Genomic DNA, 19,570 nt, shown 5'->3' with positions numbered 1-19,570 from the left:
AATGAGGGGCTGAAAAAAGATGGATCAAACTATGAATCCAAAACTTAAAAAATATAAACGTCTTTTCTTCACCGCAATGTTTTCTTGCGTCCTTTTCTTCGTTTTTTCTTTTTTTGTTATTATTATAGTTGCAAAAATTATGGGACCTCCTCCTGTTGCGGTCCCGCAAACAAGCGTCTTTTACGCAAACGATGATACCGTTATTGGACAAAGTAACGAAATTCAAAAACGTTACAATGTCTCTCTTAATGAAATTTCACCTTATGTAAAAGAAGCGACCCTTTCTATTGAAGATCAAAGATTTTATAAACATCACGGCTTCGATTTAAAACGGATTGCAGGTGCAATTGTTGCTGATTTAAAAGCAATGGCAAAGGTACAAGGAGCTAGTACAATTACACAACAATACGCGCGTAATCTGTATTTAGATCATGATAAAACGTGGAAACGGAAATTATTAGAGGCAATGTACACTGTCCGCCTTGAAGTAAACTATAATAAAAATCATATTTTAGAAGGATATTTAAATACAATTTATTACGGACATGGCGCTTATGGCATCGAAGCTGCGTCCCGTCTATATTTCGATAAAACAGCAAAAGAGTTAACATTAGCAGAAGCTAGTATGCTCGCAGGTATCCCAAAAGGACCAAGTGTCTATTCTCCCTTTTTGAAAGAGGATCGTGCTAAAGGACGACAAGCCCTCATATTAGATGAAATGGTAGAACAAGGATATATTACGAAGCAACAAGCAGCCTTAGCGAAGAAAGAGCCACTAACTTTTGCCTCATTAGATACGAAAAAAGTAGCAGAGGTCGCACCATATTTCCAAGATGCTGTACAAGCTTCACTTCTTCGTGATGTTGGATTAGACGAACAAGCTTTACAACGAGGTGGCTTGCGAATTTATACAACGCTAGACCCTAAACTACAAGCTGTAGCAGAACAAGCTGTAAAAGATCATATACCTGACACAACAAACATACAAACTGCTCTCGTCTCTATGAATCCAACGACAGGTGAAGTGGCTGCTCTTGTTGGCGGAACTGATTATACTACGAGTCAATTTAACAGGGCTACACAAGCCATCCGTCAGCCTGGTTCTACATTTAAGCCATTTCTATATTATGCGGCATTAGAACGAGGATTCACACCTGCTACGCGCTTAAAAAGCGAATATACTGTATTCACCTTAGGTGACGGTGTTTCAAAGTATAAACCGAAGAACTATAAAGATTATTATGCCGATGATTTCGTAACGATGGCACAAGCTCTCGCAGTCTCTGATAACATATATGCTGTGAAAACGAATTTATTTTTAGGAGATGACGCGCTTGCAAAAACAGCGAAACAATTTGGAATTACAAGTGCATTAAAAGATGTGCCTTCTCTAGCTCTCGGTACATCACCAGTAAAACCAATTGAAATGGTCAACGCTTATAGCATGTTCGCAAACGGTGGAAAAGAAGTAAAACCTACTTTCATTCGCCGCATTATGGATCATGAAGGAAATATATTATACGATGCTCATTTAGAGAGTAAACAAGTTCTCGACAAGAGCAAAGCGTTTGTAATGGAAGAAATGATGACTGGTATGTTTAATAAGAAACTAAGCAGTTATGCTGCTGTAACTGGCCAATCGATGTTATCAAAATTATCAAGAACATATGCCGGAAAATCTGGTTCTACTGAAACGGATAGTTGGATGATCGGATTTACTCCGCAAATCGTAACTGGTGTATGGGTCGGATACGATCAACCTAAATCTATTTCAAACGTAGCAGAACAAGGATATGCGAAGAAAATATGGACTGATACGATGGAGAAAGGCTTAGATGGACAGCCAAAAAAAGAATTTAAACAACCAGGTGACGTCGTAGCGGTTAATATCAACCCAGAGAACGGTAAAATTGCTACAAAAAATTGTCCTATTTCTGTGAAAATGTACTTCGCTAAAGGTACCGAACCGACTGAATATTGTATGGATCACGTCGATGATAAAGAAGAATTTGAAAAAACGACTGAAGAAAAGAAAAAAACAAGTTGGTGGAAAAAATATCTTCCTTGGTAAAAAAAATAGCTGACGGGCATCCGTCAGCTATTTTTTATTCACTTAATAATGCACGGCGCAATTCTTCACCAGATTCGTTCCAAATCGCTTCATTATGTTCTTTCAAGAACGTACCAAGTACTTTTTTAGATGATTCATCCATATGGTCAACCATAATGTGACGCTTCATTGATTTATCCATTTTGTTTACGTGTTCTGGAAGTGATTTATATCCGCGGCGAATCTCACGGTCAACTGTCATTTCACAAGCTGTTACACCTGCGTAATACGCACCTGTCGCAGTTCTTTCAATCGTTACCCAAACAAGCCAAAATGGTTTTCCGTTTGGAACTTCATCTTTATTTGTTAAAAACTTAATACCTTTTTCTACTGTACTACGCGCATGCATCGCACCGATATCAACGAATGCAGTCTTCTCTAGTACATCAACAAATACAGGTGAAATGTTTTCTAAGCTTAATGCCCCAACACCAAATCCACCATGTCCATCTGTTGAATCATTTTTCACGATATTAAAACCGATTTTTTTCTTTTTCTCTGTCATATGTAAAATCCTCCTCACTTAAAAATTATAAAAGGCCAAAAATAGGCGCAATGATGCTATCTAAAAATACAAATACATGCGGAATAACTACCTGAAAAATAGGTTGAATTGTGTAATTACTAAGCGGTGTAATAACGAGAATTAATAACGCAATTGCCCCGTATTTTTCATACTGTGTCATTTTCGCGCGAATATTTGCTGGTGCTAAATCTTCCACTACGCGATACCCATCAAGTGGTGGGATCGGTAATAAGTTAAATACAAGTAAAACGATATTCAGCATAATAAAAATCTGGAAAAATTGAGCTAACGTATCTGCTACTGCAGATGGAATTGAGTATAATACACCAAATTTTAATAAGCTATACCAAATAATTAAACCAATTGCACTTAAAATTAAGTTACTAATCGGCCCTGCAATTGAAACTAATATGCCTGCAAGACGCGGTCTTTTAAAGTTATATGGGTTAACAGGAACCGGTCTTGCCCAACCGAATCCAAGAATTAATACTGCAATCAAACCGATAGGGTCTAAATGAGCCATCGGTGATAACGTTAAACGCCCTTGTCTCTTTGCTGTATCGTCCCCAAATTTATATGCAACATATGCATGTGCAAATTCATGAACGGATAATGCAATAATAATCGCCATTGCTACCAACGGAATTTCGTGCAATGGATATCTAAATAACTGATCCATACTTCATCTCCTCTTCCATATGTCAAAAAAAGAAATTATTTGTTTTTTCGATTGTTCTTCCCCATAATCCGCTATAATAAGAGTGTAACTTACATAAAAGGAGCGATTGTACATGCCATACGTAACAGTGAAAATGCTAGAAGGACGCACAGAAGAACAAAAGAAAGCTCTTGCTGAGAAAGTAACAGCAGCAGTAAGCGAAACAACTGGTGCTCCTGAAGAAAACATCGTTGTTTTCATCGAAGAAATGTCTAAAAACCATTATGCAGTTGGCGGAAAACGCTTAAGCGACAAATAATTTCAAGTTTTTTCATAAGAAGTAGCCATTAGCTGCTTCTTATTTCTTTCCTTCTAACAACTCAATAATTCTCTCTTTATATTTTCCTTTTCTTCCATCTTCATAGATTAAATCATGTGGATAGAATAACTTTTGATCCGTTCTTTTCTTACCTGTAATCGCCTCAACAATATCCGATTCACGTGAAAGCTCTCTAAGCTCTCCGTTTGGCATAAGAAGCAGGATTGGCAGACGCTCTTCTTCTTCTCCTGCACGATAAAAGTCATACGGTAAGTCCGATGTTGAATCAACTACTAAATAATACTCCGGATCAAGTCCAATCTTTTTAAATAAACTACTTAACTCCATCCAATTATCTAAACCGTGTTTATCTGTAAACTCTACATATTTAAATAGATTTCGATTCATAAAACGGCGACATAAATCGCTTAAAATTGGATCTTCTTCTTCCTGCCATACTTGGAAGTAGTAATACATAACGTTCTCGTCTAACTTTAAATAATCCTCTACTGTTACTTCTTCTTCAAATAAAGAATAGAAATGAACAGGATGATTTTTAAATGTGTAATACTTCTCGTGCAGTGATTTCGCACGGTGTAAAATCTTCGTTAAAATAACTTCTGCACTTCGCGTTACCGGATGGAAATATACTTGCCAATACATTTGATAACGACTCATAATGTAATGCTCAACAGCATGCATACCACTATTTTTAATGACTACTTGATTCCCATACGGACGCATTACACGCAGTATACGTTCCATATCGAAGTTTCCGTACTTTACGCCTGTAAAATAAGCATCTCTTAATAAATAATCCATACGATCCGCATCAATTTGACTCGAAATCATACTAATCGCTAATTTATTAGTAGACGTTTTTGCAATTACATCTGCTACCTTTTGTGGAAACTCCTTATCAACACGACTTAATACATCATTAATCTCCGTATTGCCAACGATAATCTTTTGCGTAAATTTCTCATGATCTAATGAAAATACTTTTTCAAACGAGTGAGAAAATGGGCCGTGGCCGACATCATGAAGTAATGCCGCACATAAACATAACAATCTATCTTCAGCATTCCAATTTGGTCTGCCATCAAACACATCATCAATCATACGACGAATAATTTCGTATACACCTAACGAATGAGTAAAGCGACTATGCTCTGCACCGTGAAATGTAAAAAATGTCGTTCCAAGCTGCTTAATACGGCGCAAGCGTTGAAATTCTTTCGTTCCGATTAAATCCCAAATAACACGATCACGCACGTGCACATATTTATGTACTGGGTCTTTAAACACTTTTGTTTCGCTGAGTTTGTCGTTTAAATATACCACTTTCCGACATCCCCCTTTCTTTACTACATTCTTACTTTATATTATAAACGAAATGAGAAACAGAAAGAAATGAAAGACTGTATTAATTCCCTTTATAAAAAGAAAAAATCACCTTTACCGAAGTAAAAGTGATTTCCTTTATACATTATTTACCTAAAACGAATTCAGCAACTTCGTCTAAGATCATATCTTTCCCTAGTGGGAAGTAACCTTTGTTTAAGTCTTCATTTTTAATTGTAAATACGTGGTTGTTTTTAACAGCGTTCATGTTTTTCCAAATTGATTCTTCTTGGAATTCTTTTAAGCGCTGAGAACCGTCACCAGTTGTAAATACGAATAAGTAATCTGGGTTGTAATCGATTAAAGCTTCTTTTTGTACTTGTACTAACGGTTTATCAGTTGGTGTACCTTTAACTGCTGGTAGTTTTAAATCATTAAAGATTACGCTACCGTAACCGTAGTCACCGTATACGCGGAAAGCATTTGGATATGCAGCCATTTTCATAAATGTTGCTTCACCAGTTTTAGCGACGATTTTGTCATGTAATTTGCTTGCTTTTTCATCATACTTTTTGAACCATTCTTTTGTTTCTTTTTCTTTACCGAAGATTTGACCTACTTCTTGGAATTTTGGACGCCATTGATCTAATGGAGTGTTTAACATAACTGTTGGTGCAATTTTAGATAATTGATCATAAATCTTTTCTTGACGATTATTTACAAGAATTAAATCTGGTTTTGCAGCAGCTACTGCTTCGATGTTAATTTTATCGCCCCAAGCAGAACCAACTGGTTTAACGTCTTTTAGTTTCTTTTCAATATGTGCATCAATTTTTTCTTGAGATGTATTAGCAGTAATAACCGGTTTCATACCGAAAATTAATAATTCTTCTGTTGAACCACTAAGGTCAGCAATTTTCTTTGGATTTGCAGGAATTTTAATTTCCCCTTTTGCATGTTTTACAGTGCGCTCTTCAGTCTTTGCATCTGCTTTCTTTTCTTCTTCTTTGTTAGAACAAGCTGCAAATAGTACAGAAGTCACAACTAGTACCATTGCTAATAGTGCCATTTTAAAATTCTTCATGTTCCCACTCCTTCTAGCTGTATTTATCTTATAAGTTACAATGAACTATAAGAAACAAATATAACAATTAATTTATATATATTTATTAATTGTTGTTAATAACCCATTCTAACGGGCGTTCAACTTCCCATTCTTATATAAGAAGCTCAACGTCCATTAGAAGTCCCCCCTCTTCACGAGGGGGTTCTACTTATGCTTTTTTACGCAATTGATTACTAATCATCGCTAAATCATATGTTAAACAAATTGGCTTACAGTTTACTGGACAAGGAACGATTTGAGCTTCAATCTCAAATACACTGCGAAGTGTTTCACTTGTCATAACTTCATCTGGCGTTCCTTGTTTCATTAACTTACCTGCTTTTAATGCAATCATATGATCTGAGAAACGAGAAGCGTGGTTTAAGTCATGGATAACCATAACAATCGTTCTACCTTCTTCTTCATTTAATTTTTTCAATAAGTTTAATACTTCTAATTGATGAGCCATATCTAAGTACGTTGTTGGTTCATCCAATACAAGTAATTCTGTTCCTTGTGCAAGGGCCATCGCAATCCATACACGTTGACGTTGCCCGCCTGATAACGCCTCTGCTGAACGATTTGCGAATTCTGTCATTCCCGTCACTTCAAGTGCCCAATGAATGTAACGATAATCCTCTTCTTTCAACGTTCCAAATCCTTTTTGATGAGGAAAACGTCCATATGAAACAAGTTCAAACACAGTAAGGCCAGTTGGCACTTCTGCAGTCTGTGGTAAAATCGCCATTTTCTTTGCGATTTCTTTTGTTGGTTGTTTCTCGATTGCTTTTCCGTCAAGATAAACAGTACCTTTTTTCGCCTTCAAAATACGAGAAGCCGTTTTTAATAATGTGGACTTCCCACAACCATTTGGTCCAATAATTGTTGTAATTTTCCCTTCCGGAATTTCAACTGTTAATCCATCAATAATTAACCCTTCATTATAGCCAACAGATACCGCATCAACTGCTAAAGTTGCCATACAAAAAGCCTCCCTTTATTTTGTCCTCATAAGTAAGTATATGAAATATGGTGCACCAATTACAGAAATAACAAGACCGACCGGTATTTCTGAAGTTGTTAACACGCTTCTTGAAATTACGTCTGCGAATAAGAGTAAAAACGTCCCTATTAGTGCAGCAGTAGGCAGCATAATTTGATGTTTACCACCAACAAGGCGCCTCGCTAAATGCGGAGCCATTAAACCGATAAAACCAATTCCTCCGGCAACAGCGACAGATGCACCAGCTAAGCAAACTGCAATAAATAATAATTTACGTCTTTCCTTTTCTACATTTAAACCAAGACCAACTGCTGTAGAATCGCCTAGGTTCATTACATTTAATATGTGCGCCTTACTAATAGCAAGTGGCAAGAAAATAACCATCCATGGAAGTACACTTAGCACGAACTTCCAATCTGTGCCCCATAGACTTCCTGCTAACCAAATCGTAGCAAAACGAAAATCGTTAGATGTCATCTTCATAGAAAAAATTAAACTAACAGCACCAAACCCGGCTGCAACAGCGATACCAACTAGTATTAATCTCGTTGATGAAACGCCGTCTTTCCATGCTAGTAAATAAATAATAACCGCCGCTAATATTGCACCAACCAACGCGAAGAATGGAAGGATAAATACAGATAAAAATGTACCAGTCCCAACTTTTCCAAAGAAAAAGTAGACGAATATAACAACTGTTAATCCCGCTCCAGCGTTAATACCGATAATACCTGGATCAGCAAGTGGATTTCGTGATAATCCTTGCAAAATCGCACCTGACATCGCTAAAGCAGATCCGACTAGTATAGCAATCACCATACGCGGCATGCGGAATTCAAATAAAATAACAGACTGATCTTCAGCCCCTATTCCAACCAATGACTTTAATACGTCCATTGGCGGTATTTTAAAAGTTCCTGTATTTAAACTAATAAGAAATATAGAAACGATTAGTCCTACTAAAATCGTTAATATAGAAATGTTCTTTTTTGTTAAGACACTCGTCCTCACATCTTTCCTCTCCCTTCATTACGTGCTAAGTAGAGGAAGAATGGAACCCCAATTAGCGCTGTAATTGCTCCAATTGGCGTTTCAAATGGCGGGTTAATAACGCGAGATAACATATCTGCACATTCAATTAACAGCCCGCCTAAGACCGCAGAACATGGAATAACCCATCTATAGTCCGAGCCTACAAGGAAACGAGTCATATGCGGGATTACAAGACCAACAAATCCAACTGATCCTGCCATGGAAACTGCGGAACCCGTTAAAACAAGAACAAGTACTGTTCCGATAAATTTAATTAATGTCGTATTTTGACCAAGTCCAATCGCAATTTCTTCACCGAAGCTCAAAATTGTAATATATCTCGACATCATAATTGCGATAAAAAGACAAACAAGGCCAATTGGCACTAACATATTAATACTTTGCCATTTCACTCCAGCAACTCCGCCTGCATTCCACATGCTCACCTCTTGAGCAAGATTAAAATACAATGCAATTCCAGATGAAATTGCCCCTAATAAAGCACTAATAGCTGCACCTGCTAAAGCTAATTTCACAGGTGTTAATCCACCTGGTGAAGAAGACCCAATTCCATATACAATGCTTGCACCAAACGCAGCTCCAATAAAAGATGCAATAACAAACATCAAATAAGGTGAATTAGGAAAAAATGCATACATAATTGCAATTCCAAATACTGCACCATCTGTAATCCCCATTAACGATGGTGAAGCAAGTGGATTTCGCGTCATGCCTTGCATAATTGCTCCTGATACCGCTAAAAAGGCACCTGCAACTACGCCCCCTATTGCTCTAGGCATGCGAAGCTCTTGAATTACGTTATGATGTGTAATAGATCCATCAAACTGAAATACAGCTTGCCATACAGTCTTTAAACTAATATCTGCAGCCCCAAAAGAAATAGAAACTGCCATGCTTAAAGCTAACAAAACTGTACCCGCTACTAAAATAATAGAAGCAATGAGCGGTCTGCTCTTAATCTCTTTAACATTCTCTTCTTGCTGTTCTATACTGCTTGCGCTCGCTTCCATCCCTCAACCATCCTAACCAACAACATATATTTATTAAAATGAAATTTATTCTCAAATAGTAATAAAAAAATTAGGTGAATTGTTATTTTCCTGATAATGATTCTCAGAATCAGACACTTCTATTCTACCTATCGCTTTAAAAGACTGTCAACCATTATTTTGAAATACAAATTTATATAAATTAGAACTTTAATACAAAAGTTATATCCATCCTTTAGAAAACGTTCGTCCACACAAGAGCACTTTCGCAGAATAAATCGTTCCTCTTATGGGCATAAAAAAGAAGAGTAATCTTTTCACTCTTCTTTTTCTTACTTATTTAACTTTGCTTCAATTTTTACGATTAACTCATCTTCTGTTGGAGCCGCAACTGGACGGTTATTTACAAATGCGAATGATTTTTTACGACCAGGACCACAGTAAGACTGACATCCAACTTCAATCGTTGCACATGAATCTACTTTTTTTAACTTCGGAACTAACGTTTTAACGTTCGTTGCCTGACAGTCATCGCACACGCGAAATTCGTTTCCCATTATATAACACTTCCTCTATTTTAAACTTTTCTCAAGTACATTTAAAAATAAACACTAAATGGTATTTTACCGTTCTTTGAAGCTCGTTGCAAGTTTCCCTACAGGGCCTATTCTCTACATAATGCTACATATTTATATGCTCTCCTACAGAAGCGCTCACCATTCATGGGAAAATTTTTACCTTTCATCGAAATCTACCATATTTTTAAAAGCTTTGTATAAAAGTTTATTTTTTTGCCCATTATAAAAATAGGAAGTTCATAAAAAGAAAGGGAGTTGAATCTATGAAAGTAAGACAAGATGCTTGGACAGATGAGGATGATTTATTACTTGCTGAAACGGTACTTCGTCATGTTCGAGAAGGAAGTACGCAATTAAATGCATTTGAGGAAGTAGGGGATCAGTTAAATCGTACATCCGCTGCTTGTGGTTTCCGCTGGAATGCTGTCGTTCGCTATAGCTATGAACAAGCTCTTCAACTAGCAAAAAAACATCGTAAAGATAAAATGCGCGCTGCAAGCGGTGAGCAAGCGAAAAAACGTTTACTTTATACACCACCAGCTTCAGATTCGATAACTGATTATGAAGAATTCGTACAAGAGGAATCAATTGTACAATATAAAGAAGCTATTCCATATCAAGAATCTACCGTTCCTGTTGCAAAAAGCTCTATGACAATGCAAGATGTTATTTATTTCTTACAAACAGTTGGATCCTCAAATATAAAAGTAACAGCTCTTGAAAACGAGAATACGAGATTGAAACAAGAAATTAAAGCACAAATCCTTCGAAATGAAGAACTAGAAAAGAAACTAGAAAAATTAGAAAAGCAATCTCATACTGTACAAGAAGATTACGAAACACTTATGAACATTATGAACCGAGCTCGTAAGTTGGCAGTCATGGATGACGAAGAACGTTCTCAAACATCTTTCCGAATGGATCGAAACGGTAATTTAGAAAAAATTGCAGAATAAAAAGGATGCATATAATGCATCCTTTTTATTCTTTCACATCTAAACTTCCCCTTTATATATGAGAAAACTCTATTCTTCATTTTTTTGCTATAATAGAGATTGTCATTTTAAAGATAAGGGGTTAGTTATATGAGCAATTCCCGTTCCATTTTATCTCAGCCAGAGTGGCGTATTGTAGATCAATCTAGTTTGGGACCAACATTCCATGCATTGCAGTCATTCGCAATGGATGACACACTGTGCACAAGCATTGGAAATGGTCAATCAGCTGCAACAATGCGTTCTTGGGTTCATCACAATACAATTGTTCTTGGCATTCAAGATTCACGCCTACCACACTTAGAAGAAGGCATTTCCTTGTTAAAAAAGAACAACTTCAATGTTATTGTTCGTAATTCTGGCGGGCTTGCAGTCGTGCTTGATGAAGGTGTTTTAAACGTATCACTTTTATTCCAAGAAACAGAAAAAGGTATCGATATTGATCTTGGATACGATACGATGTGGCATTTAATTAAGGAGATGTTAAAGGATTACGACGTTACTATCGAGGCAAAAGAAATTGTAGGTTCTTATTGTCCTGGTAGCTATGACTTAAGTATTCGCGATCAAAAATTCGCTGGCATTTCACAGCGCCGTATTCGCGGGGGTGTCGCTGTCCAAATTTATCTTTGTGCTACAGGAAGTGGCTCTGAGCGTGCCGCACTCGTTCGTGATTTCTATAACCTAGCCATTCAAGGAGAAGAAACACGCTTTACGTATCCTGAAATTGTACCGAGTACGATGGCTTCACTTTCAGAATTACTTGGCGAAACCATTACAGTACAAGATTTAATGATGCGCCTTTTAAAAACATTGCAGCAATTCGCTCCGAAGTTAACACCATCTCAATTAACAATAGATGAAATACCTTTATATGAGACGAATTTACAACGGATTATTGATCGTAACAATAAAGCACTTGGCTTAGAAAAATAAAGACCGTCGCTATTATAGCGACGGTCTTTATTTCAATTCATTATAGAATTAAAGTGCTTGAGCTGCTGTAATTAAAGCTAACTTGTACACTTCTTCTTCGTTACATCCACGAGATAGGTCATTTACAGGCATGTTTAAACCTTGTAAGATTGGTCCTACTGCTTCGAAGTTACCTAAACGTTGAGCGATTTTGTAACCGATATTACCAGCTTCTAAGCTTGGGAATACGAATACGTTAGCATCACCTTTAATTGTAGAACCTGGAGCTTTTTTCTCAGCTACAGATGGTACGAATGCAGCATCGAATTGGAATTCTCCATCTAAAGTTAATTCAGGAGCCATTTCTTTTGCAATGCGAGTTGCTTCTACAACTTTTTCTGTTTCTGGAGATTTCGCAGAACCTTTTGTAGAGAAGCTTAACATAGCAACGCGTGGGTCAATACCGAATAATTCAGCAGTTTTTGCACTCTCGATACCAATTTCAGCTAAATCTTGGCTGTTTGGTGCAATGTTAATTGCGCAATCAGCGAATACATATTTCTCTTCTTCACGTACCATGATGAATACGCCAGAAGTTTTTGTAACGCCTGGTTTTGTTTTAATGATTTGAAGTGCTGGACGAACTGTATCAGCTGTAGAGTGAGCTGCACCACTTACTAAACCGTGTGCTTTGCCCATGTATACAAGCATTGTACCGAAGTAGTTTTCGTCTTTAAGGATTTTGCGAGCGTCTTCTTCAGTTGCTTTACCTTTACGGCGTTCAACGAAAGATGCTACCATTGCATCCATTTCTTCATATGTAGCTGGGTCATAAATATCAACGCCTGCTAATGTTAAATTCATGCTAGCAGCTTTTGCGCTAATTTCTTCCTTATTACCAACTAAGATTGGTTTTACTAACTCTTCTTTTGCTAAACGCTCTGCAGCGCCTAAAATTCTTTCATCAGTTCCTTCAGGAAGTACGATAGAAATGCCTTTTCCTTGAACTTTTTCTTTTACTGTTGTAAATAAGTTGCTCACGAATAAACCCTCCTACATATGTTAAAAAAACTCTATCTTTAAGAATACTGCTTTTCTTCTATATTTTAAACTTATAGCTCCCAAAAAATAGATAAAATGAAAATGATTATATTTTCATAAAATTCAGCCTAAAAATAAATCCCCTTTAATCCTTATCTCCTCCTATTTTCAAGTAAATTTAAATGTGACAATTTTATGCGCCAAAGCTTTATATAGATGATTTTAAAACTATATATGCTATAGTTAACGTGTAAAACTATCATTAACTGAGGTGAATAGAATGAGTGAAGCAACAACAACGTTAGATGGCTGGTATTGTTTACATGATTTACGTTCTATTGATTGGGCTGCATGGAAAACATTATCTAGCGACGAACGCGGACAAGCTGTGTCTGAATTTTTAAATGTCGTTGAAAAATGGAACGAAGTATCTACTGCGAAAAAAGGTAGTCATGCAATGTATACAGTTGTTGGCCAAAAAGCTGATATTATGCTTATGATTTTACGTCCAACAATGGAAGAGTTAAATGAAATTGAGACAGAATTGAATAAAACAACATTAGCTGAATATATGGTTCCTGCATACTCTTACGTATCTGTTGTTGAACTAAGCAACTACCTTCCAGCTGATGAAGATCCATATCAAAACCCACAAATCTTAGCTCGCTTATATCCAGAACTACCAAAAGCAAATCACATTTGCTTCTATCCAATGGATAAGCGTCGCCAAGGTGATGACAACTGGTACATGCTTCCTATGGAAGAGCGTAAAAAAATGATGTACAGTCATAGTAAAATTGGTCGTCAATACGCAGGTAAAGTACGCCAAGTTATTTCAGGGTCAGTTGGATTCGACGATTTTGAGTGGGGCGTAACATTATTCGCTGACGATGTTCTTCAATTTAAAAAACTTATATATGAAATGCGCTTCGATGAAGTAAGTGCTCGTTATGGTGAATTCGGAACATTTTTCGTTGGAAACATTTTACCAGACGACAAGGTAGAGAAATTTTTACACATATAAAATCGTAAAAAAAGGAACGAAATTCGTTCCTTTTTTTATTACCCTCCATATTTCTCCTCAAAAAACTGCTTTTCTCCGCAAATTTGAACAAAAATCGACAAATCTCTTTCAAATACCTTACAAAATTGTAACCTTTCTATATCCAAATTTATGCTAAAATGATACGAGCTATATGCTAAATAACGATGCGAAGGTGATAATCTATATGAAAAAAATCTTGTCTATTTTACTATTGCTTGTATTGTCAATTTCTTCCTTAGGAGTAACAACATCCCATGCGGAAGAAAAAATACATATTGAGGCTGCTGCTGCACTTTTATTTGATGCAGATACAGGAAAAATACTTCACGAGCAAAATCCAGATGAATTGCTAGCTATTGCTAGTATGTCAAAATTAATTGTTGTTTACGCTGTTTTAGAAGCAATTAAAGAAGGAAAAATCACTTGGGATACGAAAGTAAATATTTCTGATTACGCTTATGAAGTCTCTCGTAATAATGAATTCTCTAATGTACCGTTCGAAAAAGGACGTCAATATACTGTAAGAGAATTATATCATTCTATTGTTATATTCTCTGCAAATGGTTCTAGTATTGCTTTAGCAGAACTTCTTGCAGGAAGTGAGAAAAACTTCTTAAATCTTGCAAATGAACATGCAAAAAAGCTAGGGTTAAAGAAATATAAATTTGTAAACTCTACCGGGTTAAATAATGCTGATTTAAAAGGAAAACATCCTGAAGGAACAGATCCGACCGGAGAAAACTCCATGTCAGCTCGCGATATGGGTATTCTTGCAAAAACGATTATTACAAAGTATCCAGAAATGCTAGAGGATACAAAACAAAGATTTAGAAACTTCCCAGACAATCATCCAAAACCAATTCGTATGGAAAACTGGAACTGGATGTTACCAGGCGCTGCCTTCTCTTATGATGGAACGGACGGTTTAAAAACTGGTAGTTCTGATACCGCTGGATATGGGTTCACTATTACAGCGAAACGTGGTGATGTTCGTCTTATCTCGGTTATTATTAAAACAAAATCAATGGATGAACGCTTCACAGAATCTCGTGAATTAATCGAACATGGATTTAATAACTTTGAAAAACAAAAATTAAAAGTTAATAAAAACAATACAATCTCTGTAGTAAAAGGGAAAGAAGACCAAGTAACTGTTGCACCCGAAAAAGAAATAACAGTAATTGCGAAAAAAGGTAGCAAAGAGCCTTATAAAATTGGGACTGAATTAGATAAATCCCTTGCTGAAGATGGACATTTAGTTGCTCCTGTTAAGAAAGATACCAAAGTAGGCTCAATTACTTTAGAATCAACTGATAAATATGGTTTCTTAGACGGTAGTAAAAGTATGAAAGCTACTGCAAAAACGACAGAAGAAGTTGAAAAAGCAAATTGGTTTGTATTATCAATGCGCTCTATTGGAGATTTCTTCTCAAACTTATGGTCTAAAGTATTTTAATAATGATGAAAAGCTAGCTCACGCTAGCTTTTTTTATTTTCTTCTCTCCATGTAAAACTTCGTTTGGTTGTCATATCTGAGTCCTTTTCCTCATACGTATGAACTAGTAATTGTTACACACTTCATCTAGAGATAAAGTGAAACTTTAATCAGTGGGGGTTTTGTTCATTCCCACTGATTATTAGTTGAACTAATCGGGCTTTTACGGGCAGTTTGATCTCCCACCCACCTTCTTTGCTCCAGCCCAATTTTAAGGTGGGAGTCTTACTGCCCGTTAATGCGGGATAAACCTCTTTCCACAAGGTATTCCAAAAAGAGAGGTGACACATAATGGGCGTTATTGCTTATAACGAAGAAGATGTAAAGTTATTAGCTAGACTGATGCGTGCTGAAGCCGAAGGAGAAGGACAACAGGGGATGTTGATGGTCGGGAACGTTGGGGTAAATCGTGTCCGTGGAAATTGTTTAGATTTTAAAAAAATACGTAATTTACGTCAAATGGTGTATCAAAATCCTGGTGGTTTTGAGGCAACACAAAAAGGGTATTTTTATCAACGTGCAAGGGAACAAGATATTGCTTTAGCAAGGCGAACGATTCAGGGACAACGCTTTTGGCCTGCAAATTTTTCCTTATGGTTTTTTAGACCTGAAGGCCCTTGTCCGTCAACTTGGTATAATCAACAAAACTCTGGTCGCTTCAAAAAGCACTGCTTCTTCCAGCCATCTGGCGAAGATTGTCCTAGCGTATATTAAGGATTGATAATAAGGAGGGATTTTTGAATGGCACAGCAACAAAACCCGTATTACGGAACTGGATTTTATCAACCATCTGGAACTTATGTACAACCGCAGCAAATGACTCCACAACAACAGCAACAACAGCAAGCAATGCAACAACAAGCGGCGCAAGCTCAATATGCCGTTTCTCAAGGCATGTTACCATTAGAACAATCCTATATTGAAAATATCCTTCGTTTAAACAAGGGTAAGCAAGCTACGGTTGTAATGACTTATGAACGTGGTAGCTCACTCGGTACCCAATCGTATACAGGGATTATCGAAGCAGCTGGTCGCGATCATATTGTAATTAGTGAGCCACAATCAGGGAAACGTTTTTTACTATTAATGATTTACTTAGATTATGTGGAATTCCCCGAAGAAATTACGTACTTACCTAGTCAACAAGCAACTTATGCTCCAAGACCATAAAAAAAGCTGGCATATGCCAGCTTTTGTTTTTTTATAAACCTTTTACAACTGCAGTTCCGACTAAAATCCATGCTACAATAAACGCTACGCCACCAAGAGGCGTAATTGGGCCAAAGAACTTAATACCTGTCGTACTTAATGCATACAAACTGCCTGAAAACATAATAATCCCAGCTACCATAAGCCAACCAGCAGTAGTTAAAAGTGATGATTGAACCTTATCCATCAATAAAGCAACTACGAATAGTCCACCTGCATGAAACATTTGATATGTAACACCTGTTTTCCAAACTTCTAACATTTTCGCAGAAATTTTATTTTCTAAACCGTGTGCTCCAAAGGCTCCTAACGCAACAGATAGCCCCGCTGCAATACAACCTAGTAAAAAGAAAATTTTCATCTTAATTCCCCTTTTTTACTTTTATCATAAGCAATTTTTTCATATAAGCCAAACGATTTAATCCTTAAAAATCAAATAAAGAATTACCATTTGCACCTTCTTCTTTAATATACACAGGTTCTCCAGAAACTGGCATAACTGGTTGAACTGTCTTTATAGGCTGCGATCCAATTACTTGCGATTGAATTTGCGGCTCCCTATACGTAGAAGATTCAACCTGTTCATCTAATAGTAAATCGCATAAAGCACGCACAACTAATAAATGATCTTTTGATTTTTGTCCTTCACTACTTTTTGCCTTTGCAATTTCATTCGCCATTTTATTTAAAATCTTATCGCTCGATATTTGCATTCCTTATCACCTCGTACTTTGTAGTTCTTTCTCAAATTGCTTCAGCTTCTCTACTAAACCAAATACTATTATCATATCATGTTCTTGCAGTTTTTCCTGCCCCGTTGGATTATGTATAATATCCCCATTTCTCAAAATCGCTAATATCGTTACATCAAACTGATTCCTCACATCACTCTCTAGTAACGATTTACCAACTAATATTGAATCTTTTCCAACTAAAATTTCTTCAATGACAAATGACTGTTCTATCCCATACAGCACTGTATCAATATAATGAACTGTTAATGGATTCGCAATACCTTTTGCAATATGAATTCCTGCCATACTGGATGGATTAATAACTTTATTTGCACCCGCACGCCTTAATTTCTCTTCAGTTTCTGGCTTTTCAGATCTCGCCACAATTTTAATTGCATCGTTTAATCCTCTTGCTGTTAATGTAATAAATACATTTTCAGCATCATTTGCTACGATAGCAACTAAACCAGCCGCTTTTGAAATTCCAGCATGATGTAAAACTTGATCCTCCGTCGCATCTCCATGTATATACAAAAGCTTTCCCTTCTCTAATACACTTTCATCTTTATCGACAACAACAAATGGAATTTTCTTTTCTTGCAATTCATGTACAACTTGAAGCCCCACTCTACCGCAACCACATACTATAATATGATTTTTCAACTGCGCTATTTGTTTATCCATCTTCTTCCTCCGCACTGCATGAAATAAATTCCCTTCAATAATCATAGCTGCCACTACCCCAATTGCATACGTAACAATACCTACGCCAACAGGAATAATAAGGAGCGCAAATACTTTCCCCGCTTGCGTTACAGGAACAGCATCTCCGTATCCAACAGTCAATACAGTAATCATCGTCATCCAAAATGCTTGAAACAAACTAATCTCTTCAATTGTCATAAATCCTATCGTTCCTAGAATTACAACAAAAGTCATACATATAACTGCGATCCATAATTGCTTACGTGCATTCATACCGTATTTCAACTCTTTTCTCTATCTACAATCTTTGCCAGTGGAAATAAAATACGTATATACTAGATACGGAATCTATGAAAGAGGTTGATATAATGAAGACATTTCTTTCCGCCTTACAATGGGCACTATTTATTTTAGCTGGAAGCCTTATTGTACCAATTAGTGTCGCAACTAGTTATGGTCTTGATGGCGCTGAAGCTATCGCATTCGTACAAAGAACATTATTTGTTCTAGGCTTTGCTGGTCTCTTGCAAGCTATATTTGGGCATAAACTTCCTATTCAAGAAGGTCCTGCTGGACTTTGGTGGGGAATTTTCTCCCTTTACGCAAGTTTAGGCGTCGTATTATTTGGATCAAACAATGAGACACTTAAAGTTCTTCAATATGCTTTCCTATTAAGCGGTATTATTTGTATTATTCTTAGCGCTTTTGGACTTATTGATAAACTCGTTCGCTATTTTACACCGACAGTCATTGGAACATATTTATTTCTTCTTGTTGCGCAGCTTAGTGGCTCCTTCTTAAAGGGAATGTTTGGCCTTGATGGAAAACATACAGAAGTACAACCTAACGTATTTATTCTTTCACTCATTGTTATTTTACTATCCTTTTTCATCATGAAGCTACCTATTATTGGACAATATTCTGTTCTTTTCAGTATCGTATGCGGCTGGATATTATTCGCATGCTTCGGGTTATCAAATCCAGTAACGCCTGTGACAGATATAATCCGTTTTCCGTCTCTATTTGTTTTCGGAATGCCTCGTATTGAATGGAACATGGCAATTACGGTCGTTTTCGTTACACTATTACTTCTAACAAATATGTTAGCAAGTATTCGTGTTGTGCAAAGGATTGTCTCTAAGTATGAAAAGAATGCAGCACCAGATCGTTTTAAACAAGCTGGCATTATAACAGGAATCAACCAATTGCTAGGCGGCCTATTTTCAGCTATTGGGCCTGTCGCTATTTCTGGATCAGCAGGTTTTATTGCAACGACTAATATTTATAAACGTCTCCCGTTTATATTAGGGTCAAGCTTTATTATTGTCGTTAGTATATTTCCAAAGATCACTTCATTCTTTGCAGCAATCCCTGTTGCAGTTGGTTATGCCGCTATTTATCCTGTATTCGCAAGCATGATTGGCCTTGCCTTTCGAGAATACGAAACTGTCCAGGATAAAGAACGATTATTTAAAGTAGCCGGTCTTTCAATCTTCACAGGAGTCGGAGTTATGTTTGTTCCAGCAGGAGCATATTCCACACTTCCACCATTTCTAGCATCGTTTTTAAGTAACGGTCTCGTTCTTGGATCTGTAATGGCCATTTTGCTAGAAATACTATTTTCTCGTTCCACAGCAAAACAAATATCGTAAATTGGAAAACTTCCATTATTGCACTCTACCTTTAGAGTTGTTACGATAAAATCAAACTTGAATCATTGGGGTTTTATCCATCCCCAATGATTAT

General features: G+C 36.7%; 21 protein-coding genes. 9 read left to right on the top strand and 12 right to left on the bottom strand.

All coding sequences use genetic code 11. The annotated features are described in order from the left end of the window. Positions 1–19: 19 nt before the first annotated feature. Positions 20–2,071 carry a transglycosylase domain-containing protein gene (locus CN409_RS03425; RefSeq protein WP_000372951.1) on the top strand — a complete coding sequence of 684 codons (2,052 nt, stop codon included), beginning with the start codon at positions 20–22 and terminating at the stop codon, positions 2,069–2,071. A 34-nt stretch (positions 2,072–2,105) separates the two neighbouring features. Here CN409_RS03425 and CN409_RS03420 read toward each other — a convergent pair whose 3' ends face one another. Continuing rightward, positions 2,106–2,615, bottom strand: a complete 510-nt coding sequence (locus CN409_RS03420; protein ID WP_000136681.1) for a YwhD family protein — start codon at positions 2,613–2,615, stop codon at positions 2,106–2,108. Positions 2,616–2,640: 25 nt separating this feature from the next. Then, entirely contained in the window at positions 2,641–3,315 is a 675-nt protein-coding gene (locus CN409_RS03415; protein WP_000372445.1) for a site-2 protease family protein, read from the bottom strand. A 112-nt stretch (positions 3,316–3,427) separates the two neighbouring features. On the opposite strand from CN409_RS03415, the gene CN409_RS03410 reads away from it, so the two are divergent. Next, positions 3,428–3,613, top strand: coding sequence for a 2-hydroxymuconate tautomerase (locus tag CN409_RS03410; RefSeq protein ID WP_001147171.1), 186 nt, complete (start codon positions 3,428–3,430; stop codon positions 3,611–3,613). Positions 3,614–3,652: 39 nt separating this feature from the next. Here the strand turns inward: CN409_RS03410 and CN409_RS03405 are convergent, their stop codons facing one another. The 6 genes from CN409_RS03405 to CN409_RS03380 form a co-directional block, all read right to left on the bottom strand. Then, positions 3,653–4,957: an HD domain-containing protein gene (locus CN409_RS03405; RefSeq protein WP_000262742.1), complete on the bottom strand. Its 1,305-nt coding sequence runs from the start codon at positions 4,955–4,957 to the stop codon at positions 3,653–3,655. Positions 4,958–5,102: 145 nt separating this feature from the next. After that, positions 5,103–6,041, bottom strand: coding sequence for an ABC transporter substrate-binding protein (locus tag CN409_RS03400; protein ID WP_000787726.1), 939 nt, complete (start codon positions 6,039–6,041; stop codon positions 5,103–5,105). A gap of 190 nt (positions 6,042–6,231) precedes the next feature. After that, the gene (locus CN409_RS03395; protein ID WP_000212066.1) at positions 6,232–7,044 is read right to left on the bottom strand and encodes an ABC transporter ATP-binding protein; all 813 of its coding nucleotides are present in this window, start codon (positions 7,042–7,044) and stop codon (positions 6,232–6,234) included. A 15-nt stretch (positions 7,045–7,059) separates the two neighbouring features. Beyond that, entirely contained in the window at positions 7,060–8,076 is a 1,017-nt protein-coding gene (locus tag CN409_RS03390) for a FecCD family ABC transporter permease (RefSeq protein ID WP_001260753.1), read from the bottom strand. Next, on the bottom strand, positions 8,073–9,128 hold the full coding sequence (locus tag CN409_RS03385; RefSeq protein ID WP_000388296.1) for a FecCD family ABC transporter permease: 1,056 nt from the start codon (positions 9,126–9,128) through the stop codon (positions 8,073–8,075). Before CN409_RS03385 ends, CN409_RS03390 begins: the two co-directional genes overlap by 4 nt. 311 nt (positions 9,129–9,439) lie before the next feature. Then, on the bottom strand, positions 9,440–9,664 hold the full coding sequence (locus tag CN409_RS03380; RefSeq protein WP_000526079.1) for a YuzB family protein: 225 nt from the start codon (positions 9,662–9,664) through the stop codon (positions 9,440–9,442). A 284-nt stretch (positions 9,665–9,948) separates the two neighbouring features. Between CN409_RS03380 and CN409_RS03375 the strand changes: the two genes are divergently transcribed. Then, positions 9,949–10,641: an RsfA family transcriptional regulator gene (locus tag CN409_RS03375; RefSeq protein ID WP_000868355.1), complete on the top strand. Its 693-nt coding sequence runs from the start codon at positions 9,949–9,951 to the stop codon at positions 10,639–10,641. A 129-nt stretch (positions 10,642–10,770) separates the two neighbouring features. Beyond that, positions 10,771–11,616, top strand: a complete 846-nt coding sequence (gene lipL / locus CN409_RS03370; RefSeq protein ID WP_000071959.1) for an octanoyl-[GcvH]:protein N-octanoyltransferase — start codon at positions 10,771–10,773, stop codon at positions 11,614–11,616. 48 nt (positions 11,617–11,664) lie between these two features. Here lipL and pta read toward each other — a convergent pair whose 3' ends face one another. Further along, positions 11,665–12,636, bottom strand: coding sequence for a phosphate acetyltransferase (gene pta / locus CN409_RS03365; RefSeq protein WP_000067215.1), 972 nt, complete (start codon positions 12,634–12,636; stop codon positions 11,665–11,667). 280 nt (positions 12,637–12,916) lie between these two features. Here pta and hemQ point away from each other — a divergent pair, with 280 nt between their 5' ends. The 4 genes from hemQ (at position 12,917) to gerQ (ending at position 16,346) form a co-directional block, all read left to right on the top strand. Next, positions 12,917–13,660 (top strand): hydrogen peroxide-dependent heme synthase, encoded by a 744-nt coding sequence (gene hemQ, locus CN409_RS03360; protein WP_001287601.1) that lies wholly within the window; start codon positions 12,917–12,919, stop codon positions 13,658–13,660. Between the two features lie 205 nt (positions 13,661–13,865). Beyond that, on the top strand, positions 13,866–15,137 hold the full coding sequence (locus tag CN409_RS03355; RefSeq protein WP_000722876.1) for a serine hydrolase: 1,272 nt from the start codon (positions 13,866–13,868) through the stop codon (positions 15,135–15,137). Between the two features lie 330 nt (positions 15,138–15,467). Beyond that, positions 15,468–15,890 (top strand): cell wall hydrolase CwlJ, encoded by a 423-nt coding sequence (cwlJ, locus tag CN409_RS03350; protein WP_000538164.1) that lies wholly within the window; start codon positions 15,468–15,470, stop codon positions 15,888–15,890. Between the two features lie 27 nt (positions 15,891–15,917). Beyond that, positions 15,918–16,346: a spore coat protein GerQ gene (gerQ, locus tag CN409_RS03345; RefSeq protein WP_000068647.1), complete on the top strand. Its 429-nt coding sequence runs from the start codon at positions 15,918–15,920 to the stop codon at positions 16,344–16,346. A gap of 31 nt (positions 16,347–16,377) precedes the next feature. On the opposite strand, the gene CN409_RS03340 is transcribed toward gerQ, so the two are convergent. From CN409_RS03340 to CN409_RS03330, 3 genes are all read right to left on the bottom strand, one after another. Next, positions 16,378–16,746, bottom strand: a complete 369-nt coding sequence (locus CN409_RS03340; RefSeq protein WP_000688315.1) for a DUF423 domain-containing protein — start codon at positions 16,744–16,746, stop codon at positions 16,378–16,380. Between the two features lie 64 nt (positions 16,747–16,810). Next, positions 16,811–17,098, bottom strand: a complete 288-nt coding sequence (locus CN409_RS03335; RefSeq protein ID WP_001167339.1) for a YwdI family protein — start codon at positions 17,096–17,098, stop codon at positions 16,811–16,813. A gap of 6 nt (positions 17,099–17,104) precedes the next feature. Next, positions 17,105–18,097, bottom strand: coding sequence for a potassium channel family protein (locus CN409_RS03330; RefSeq protein ID WP_000993978.1), 993 nt, complete (start codon positions 18,095–18,097; stop codon positions 17,105–17,107). A 95-nt stretch (positions 18,098–18,192) separates the two neighbouring features. Between CN409_RS03330 and CN409_RS03325 the strand changes: the two genes are divergently transcribed. Beyond that, positions 18,193–19,476, top strand: coding sequence for a purine/pyrimidine permease (locus tag CN409_RS03325; protein ID WP_000847020.1), 1,284 nt, complete (start codon positions 18,193–18,195; stop codon positions 19,474–19,476). Positions 19,477–19,570 lie beyond the last annotated feature (94 nt).

The organism is Bacillus sp. AFS012607 (assembly GCF_002558005.1).
In the GTDB taxonomy this organism is placed as follows: domain Bacteria; phylum Bacillota; class Bacilli; order Bacillales; family Bacillaceae_G; genus Bacillus_A; species Bacillus_A thuringiensis_S.
This window is presented reverse-complemented; position numbering and strand designations above follow the sequence as displayed.

Excerpts from the sequence above, each read along its gene's own strand:
- CN409_RS03325 (WP_000847020.1), top strand. The coding sequence starts at position 18,193 with ATGAAGACATTTCTTTCCGCCTTACAATGGGCACTATTTATTTTAGCT.
- gerQ (WP_000068647.1), top strand. The coding sequence starts at position 15,918 with ATGGCACAGCAACAAAACCCGTATTACGGAACTGGATTTTATCAACCA.
- hemQ (WP_001287601.1), top strand. The coding sequence starts at position 12,917 with ATGAGTGAAGCAACAACAACGTTAGATGGCTGGTATTGTTTACATGAT.
- CN409_RS03330 (WP_000993978.1), bottom strand. The coding sequence starts at position 18,097 with ATGAATGCACGTAAGCAATTATGGATCGCAGTTATATGTATGACTTTT.
- CN409_RS03355 (WP_000722876.1), top strand. The coding sequence starts at position 13,866 with ATGAAAAAAATCTTGTCTATTTTACTATTGCTTGTATTGTCAATTTCT.
- CN409_RS03375 (WP_000868355.1), top strand. The coding sequence starts at position 9,949 with ATGAAAGTAAGACAAGATGCTTGGACAGATGAGGATGATTTATTACTT.
- CN409_RS03385 (WP_000388296.1), bottom strand. The coding sequence starts at position 9,128 with ATGGAAGCGAGCGCAAGCAGTATAGAACAGCAAGAAGAGAATGTTAAA.
- cwlJ (WP_000538164.1), top strand. The coding sequence starts at position 15,468 with ATGGGCGTTATTGCTTATAACGAAGAAGATGTAAAGTTATTAGCTAGA.
- CN409_RS03335 (WP_001167339.1), bottom strand. The coding sequence starts at position 17,098 with ATGCAAATATCGAGCGATAAGATTTTAAATAAAATGGCGAATGAAATT.
- CN409_RS03340 (WP_000688315.1), bottom strand. The coding sequence starts at position 16,746 with ATGAAAATTTTCTTTTTACTAGGTTGTATTGCAGCGGGGCTATCTGTT.
- lipL (WP_000071959.1), top strand. The coding sequence starts at position 10,771 with ATGAGCAATTCCCGTTCCATTTTATCTCAGCCAGAGTGGCGTATTGTA.
- CN409_RS03400 (WP_000787726.1), bottom strand. The coding sequence starts at position 6,041 with ATGAAGAATTTTAAAATGGCACTATTAGCAATGGTACTAGTTGTGACT.
- CN409_RS03395 (WP_000212066.1), bottom strand. The coding sequence starts at position 7,044 with ATGGCAACTTTAGCAGTTGATGCGGTATCTGTTGGCTATAATGAAGGG.
- CN409_RS03410 (WP_001147171.1), top strand. The coding sequence starts at position 3,428 with ATGCCATACGTAACAGTGAAAATGCTAGAAGGACGCACAGAAGAACAA.
- CN409_RS03415 (WP_000372445.1), bottom strand. The coding sequence starts at position 3,315 with ATGGATCAGTTATTTAGATATCCATTGCACGAAATTCCGTTGGTAGCA.
- CN409_RS03380 (WP_000526079.1), bottom strand. The coding sequence starts at position 9,664 with ATGGGAAACGAATTTCGCGTGTGCGATGACTGTCAGGCAACGAACGTT.
- CN409_RS03420 (WP_000136681.1), bottom strand. The coding sequence starts at position 2,615 with ATGACAGAGAAAAAGAAAAAAATCGGTTTTAATATCGTGAAAAATGAT.
- CN409_RS03425 (WP_000372951.1), top strand. The coding sequence starts at position 20 with ATGGATCAAACTATGAATCCAAAACTTAAAAAATATAAACGTCTTTTC.